Genomic DNA, 1,828 nt, shown 5'->3' on the forward strand with positions numbered 1-1,828 from the left:
GAGGAGAAGTAGACCAGGGAGCTCAACGCCCCACCCCTCCTCGCCCCGGGTGGATCGTGGACCCGTGCGGCCGCGCCCCCCCGGGGGGCCGGGGGGGGGCCGCCCCGGGGCGGGGGGGGGCTCCCCCCGCCGGGGGTGGCGCGGGAGGTCAGCCGCGGCCGAGCGCCGCGAAGTGCAGCACGTCGTACTCGAGGACGTTCTGGGCCTCGGTCGTGCCGGTGACGTCCGGCGTGGTCAGCAGGGTGGTGTTGAGCGAGCCGATCGAGTACCAGTAGCGCGTGGCGTTGATGGCCTCGGCCACGGGGGCGTACGCGGTGATGTCCTCGCTGGCGCGGGCGGTGTCCAGCAGGTCGGTCAGGCCCGGCACCTCGGCGCCGAACAGGTCCAGGCCGCCGGCGGGGGTGTAGATGATGCTCGCCCAGGCGTCCGGGTGGCCGGCGTCGGGGAACACCGAGAACACCGCGAGGTCCGGGCCTGCGGCGCCCTCGTCGGCGATGCCGTAGATGGTGCCGGCCGAGTAGGCGACGGCCTCGGCCGGGATGCCGGCGGTGCTCAGCCGCGAGCCGAGCTCCTCGGCGACGGCCTTGCCGTCCGCGCTGGACCCGGCGTACGCGATGCGCACCGTGCCGGAGTCCGGCGTGCCGAGGGCGTCCCAGGCGCCCTCGTCGTAGGCGATGCCCTGGTCGTCGATGCTCGCGTCGACCATGCCCTGCGGGAACAGCTGGTCGGTCGGCACCTCCAGGCTGCCCATCGCCTCGTCGATGATCGACTCCTTGTCGATCCCCGCGAACAGCGCCTCGCGGTCCGCCACGTCCGCGAGCCAGGCCGAGCCCGGGTTCACGTAGATCATCTGCGTCGTGAAGTTCGGGAAGGTCGACGTCGTGACGTCCTCGCTGCCCTCGAACGACTCGAACGAGGTCTTGTTGAGGTTGCCGAGGATCGCGTCGATCTCGCCGCGCTCGAGCTGGAGCTGCGCCGACGAGGCGTTCTCCGCGACCTGCACCTCGACCGAGGTGAGCTCCGGGGCGTCGCCCCAGTAGCCGTCGAAGGCGGTCAGCTCGTACCGCTCGCCCGTCTCGACCGCGGTCAGCTCGTACGGGCCGGTGCCGGCGTCGTGCGTCGTGAGGTAGGTCTGGGCGAAGTCGTCCCCGGCCTCGTCCGCCAGCACGGTCGGGCTGATCAGCTTCACGCCGAACGGGGAGGCCAGGTAGTCGAGGAACGCGGCGTTCGGGGCGGCCAGCGTGACGACGGCGGTGAGGTCGTCCGGGGTCTCGACGGACACGACGTCGCCCACCATGTACGCCGGGCCGGCGTCGACCTGGGTGCGCCGCTCGAACGACGCCGCGACCGCCTCGGAGGTCAGCTCGGTGCCGTCGTGGAACGTGACGCCCGGCCGCAGCGTGAACGTGTAGGTGAGGCCGTCGTCCGAGACGGTCCACTCCTCGGCCAGCTCCGGGACGATCGTCGGCTCCTCGACGCCGTCGGCGTACGCCACCAGGCCCTCGTACGTGTTCTCGATGATGTTGAGGCCCGGGCCGTCGTAGTTGACGTCCGGGTCCGGCGGCGTGGTGTACCCGGTGAGCATCACGGCGGTGAAGGTGTCGTCGCCGTCGGCGGACCCGCCGCCGACGGTGCCGCTCTGGCCGCACGCGGTGAGGGCGAGCAGCCCGGCGACGGCGGGCGCGACGGCCGCGACGGCGCGCGTGCGGGGGGAGGTGCGGCGGGCGGACCGCGTGGTGGCGCGGGCGGTGCTCGGGCTCATGCTCGGTGCCTCTCGGTCGGGGGTGCGTCGACGGGTGCGGGGGGAGCGGGCCGCGACGCCGAGGGG

At 73.6% G+C, this 1,828-nt stretch carries 1 protein-coding gene; it reads right to left on the reverse strand.

Going from position 1 to position 1,828, the window contains the following annotated elements:
* Positions 1–148: 148 nt before the first annotated feature.
* Entirely contained in the window at positions 149–1,762 is a 1,614-nt protein-coding gene (locus tag MHY85_RS20900) for an ABC transporter substrate-binding protein (protein ID WP_239200373.1), read from the reverse strand.
* Positions 1,763–1,828: the final 66 nt, after the last annotated feature.

Source organism: Cellulomonas sp. ACRRI, from assembly GCF_022346185.1.
Lineage (GTDB): Bacteria > Actinomycetota > Actinomycetes > Actinomycetales > Cellulomonadaceae > Cellulomonas.